Annotated in this window: 3 protein-coding genes and 1 pseudogene; all 4 read right to left on the reverse strand. The window is 71.6% G+C overall.

All coding sequences use genetic code 11. The features are described from left to right. Positions 1-16: 16 nt before the first annotated feature. Positions 17-325 carry a WXG100 family type VII secretion target gene (locus B9S57_RS22145; RefSeq protein WP_103517309.1) on the reverse strand — a complete coding sequence of 103 codons (309 nt, stop codon included), beginning with the start codon at positions 323-325 and terminating at the stop codon, positions 17-19. Between the two features lie 87 nt (positions 326-412). Beyond that, positions 413-748, reverse strand: coding sequence for a hypothetical protein (locus B9S57_RS22150; protein WP_099176577.1), 336 nt, complete (start codon positions 746-748; stop codon positions 413-415). Between the two features lie 453 nt (positions 749-1,201). Then, entirely contained in the window at positions 1,202-2,782 is a 1,581-nt protein-coding gene (gene eccB / locus B9S57_RS22155) for a type VII secretion protein EccB (RefSeq protein WP_103517310.1), read from the reverse strand. Positions 2,783-2,830: 48 nt separating this feature from the next. Continuing rightward, positions 2,831-3,478: pseudogene (locus B9S57_RS22160) on the reverse strand (type VII secretion integral membrane protein EccD); the annotation flags it as partial.

The raw sequence follows: 3,478 nt of genomic DNA on the forward strand, positions 1-3,478 counted from the left end.
GAGCCCCGGCCGGGCCCTAGCGGGCGCGCACATTGCCCCAGTTGTCGGCGCTCTTGCGCTCGTCACGGGAGTGGTTGTCGTGGATGCTCTGCACCAGCTCGCCGCTGTCACCGAGGAGCAGGGCCATGTTCTTGGTGGCCTGGTCCCACTCGGCCTGGACCCCGCGGTACATCTGCTGGTCGTCACCCTCCCAGGAGGTCACGAGCGGCCTCAGCTCGTCCTCCAGGTTGTTGAGGGTCGTGATGATCTGCTGTGTCTGGCCCTTCAGCTCCTCGATCGCGTTGCGGACCGTGGAGTACTGCACATCGATGATGCCGTCAGCCATGACTGCTCCTCTCGGGTGGCCGGGCTGGGCCCGGCGAGCTCACGTGTTCCGGCCCACTCCGCAGGGAACCGGTTCCGCGGGGATGGGTCAGCGCAGCGCTTCGAAGACGCCCTGGCTGGTCTTGCTGTTGAGCACCTCGGTCAGGTCCTGGTTCTCCTTCGCCAGGCGATCGGCCGAGGTCACGTTCTCCTGGAGCGCGTCGACCATCTTGCTGATCTGGACGACGACCTTCTGCGCCTCGCCGTTCCAGCTGCGGAAGAGCTTCAGCAGGGCCTGCCCCTCGTCCCCGCCGACACCTGAACGTGCGGCGATCTCCGCGACGTTGTTCTGGATCTTCTCGACCGCGCTCCGGGCCGACTCCAGGGAGGAGACACCTCCCAGGCCCTTGGCATAGTCCGCTTTCCTTGAGCCAGTGTCCGCCATGTCGCGCTCCCTTCCTTCAGACCAGTCCTGTTGCACCGTTGCCGTGCCGAGGCTAAAGAGAACCCGGCGTTCCGCGCAACGCATGTGGGGAAGATTTGAGCATAGGTCAGTTCATCTGAATCCTTGTACGGCAACAGAGTTGTCCCAATGTTTCCGCGGGATGAACCCCAAGCCCCCGAACGCCGTCGCGGCGAGGGGGCGGCCCCGTGCCGGGCATCGGGATACGGCCGGAAAACGGGCACGCGAGGAAGACGAACCGGTCATCCGGGCGGCCCGTTTCCGGCGATGCGGGACGTGTCGGCGGGATTCCGCGGACGCGCCCGCCCGAATATCTGAGCTTCGTCTGAGGTTTCTCACCCTGCCCGGCTCCCGGGAAATCGGCGTGAGTCACGGGCAGTTATCCGACCGCTGCTGTTCTCGCCCTTCGATGCCCTATGCGGCGTTTCGAATGGATCAGGCCTCGGAGTCGGCTGCGCCGGAAGCATCCCGCGTGTCCGTCTTCCCTGCCTCGGCCGTCCCCTCCTCCGCGTCGACGCCGCACCGCGGGGCTGTGACCCGTGGCTTCACTGCACCCGAGGCGGCTGCCGGGTCGAGGTCCGCGCCGGTCGGGAGGGCGGCGAGCAGCGGTGCCGGGACGGAGCCGATGTCTCCGGCCGCGTAACCGAGCGCCGCCAGTGCATCCTTGGCGGGGACGCGGTACTTCACACCGTTCTCCGCCACCAGGTATGTCGTCCCGGCGTGCGCGGCGCCGCTCGCGTTCAGCGCCCGTATCAGGGCGCCGCGTCCAGGCCGTACCACGGTGGCGTCCGTCCGGACACAGGCCGGACTCAGCGGCTGGGCTGTGCCCTCCGACACCACGGCCGGTGCGAGTCGGGCCAGTTGGACCAGCACGGACCTGATCCGGGTGCCGCCGTCGTCGCCCTCCACCTGTGCGCAGAGGGCGGTGCCGCGCGGCGCGGGCTCCGGGACCGGAGGAGTGACCGGCAGCTCACCGGAGCCGGCGGTGGCCGCCTCCTCCGCCCGGTGCGCGCGCAGCGCGTCCGCGCCGACGGTGCGCGCCTCGGGCGACCGCCCCTGGTAGGCGTCCTTCTCGGTGGCCGGGTCGCCCAGCACCAGGGCGGCGCCGAGCCTGGTCAGGGGCACCAGCCCGTCCTTCTGCAACAGGTGGTACGCACTGCCGCCGCCGGGCACGCTGACGTCGAACACCTGGCCGATCCGGCTCGCCTCGCCGCCGAGGTCCGGACCTTCCTCACCGCGCCCCGGAACCGCGGGCGGCTTGAGGGCCGGGCCGGGTGCCAGCGCGTCGAGGAAGGCCGCCGAGACCGGCATCGGCTGCTCCGAGCCGTAGCCGAGGGCGTTACGGGCGTCGGAGGCGTGGTCCAGCGGCAGCCTGCTGCCCCGCCAGACCAGGTACTCGTCGCCGCCCGGGCCGGTCACGAGCACCCCGCGGTCGCCGCCGATGTCGTGCGACTCCAGGGGCGCGCCGGCGACCAGTGTGGTGGCGCCCGGCTTGTCCACCCCGGTGTCCGGCACGGCACCGGAGGTGCTGGGCAGCGCTCCCTGCGGACCGGTGACACACATGTGCCAGGCGCCGCTGTCGAGCTCACCGGGGCCGGGCACCGCGTCCGGCGCGCCCGGTATGCCGGCCGGGGCCCCCACGGGAACGTCCCGCAGCGAGGCGGTGGCGACGTCCGCGGTCTCGAGGTCGGAGCCGCCGATCAGCCTCGCCGAGGCGTAGTTGCGCACCGGGTGGAGTACGCCGTCGGTTCCGGTCCAGAGGTACCGGGCGCCCGTGTCACGGTTGACCACCAGGTGCTCGCCGGACCGCCAGCTGTCGTTCCCGCCCGGCCGCAGCAGCCCGAACACGGTGGCACCCGCTCCGAGCAGGACGGTCACCAGCACGCCGAAGACCACCCCTCGGGTGGTACGCCCGAGGGGGCTCTCCGCGGCGTCCGGGTCAGCCGTCAGCAGGCCCGAACTGAGCCTGCCCATCATGAAGCTGTGGGCCTGTACCTGGTCGCGCTTGGACTGCACTGCCTCTCCTCACCAACTCGTGTCCCGTGTCTTGGCGTGCGGGTGTACTCAGCCGAACAGGCCGCGCAGCCAACCGAACAGACCGGCGACCCACAGGGTGAGCGGCAGCAGTGCGACGGCGAAGAGGGTGTGGGCCAGTTCGGCCGCACGCCCCCAGTACGGCAGCACGCGGCGGCCGGGCACGGTCCAGGAGGCGGTCACGAGCCCGGCTGCCGCGGCGAGCAGCACCGCGAAGACGACGAGGCGGCCGTCGCTCCCGCTGTCCACCGCCCAGGCGCGGGCGAGGAGCAGCAGCCCCCAGATTCCGGGCACCGCCAGGGTCAGCCGCTGCCCGATGTGCACCAGACCCCTGGAGTGCAGGAGGAGGAGCAGGCTCAGCGCGAGAGCGGTCAGCACCTCGGGCAGGTCCGGGTGTTCGGCGAGGACGGTCAGGGCGGCCGCGGCGATGATGCCGGTGGCGCCGAAGAGCGCGGCGACCCACCGTCCGGCCAGTTCGGTGCGCTCGGCGACCTCGTCGCCTGCGTAGGGGTCGATGCCTTCCTGGAGCTGGCCGGCGGAGGAGGGCAGCGCGGGCATCCGCATCCCGGCCAGCTTGAAGGCGAACGGCGCGACCGTCCCGGCGGCCAGGGCCACCACCGACGCCACCAGCGCCGTCGCGGCCGGGGCGCCCAGCCCCGTGTATCCCATCAGGGCCCC

Source organism: Streptomyces sp. SM10, from assembly GCF_002910915.1.
Lineage (GTDB): Bacteria > Actinomycetota > Actinomycetes > Streptomycetales > Streptomycetaceae > Streptomyces.

Bases quoted from the DNA above. Each gene is read 5' to 3' on its own strand.
- B9S57_RS22145 (WP_103517309.1), bottom strand. From the start codon at position 325: ATGGCTGACGGCATCATCGATGTGCAGTACTCCACGGTCCGCAACGCG.
- B9S57_RS22150 (WP_099176577.1), bottom strand. From the start codon at position 748: ATGGCGGACACTGGCTCAAGGAAAGCGGACTATGCCAAGGGCCTGGGA.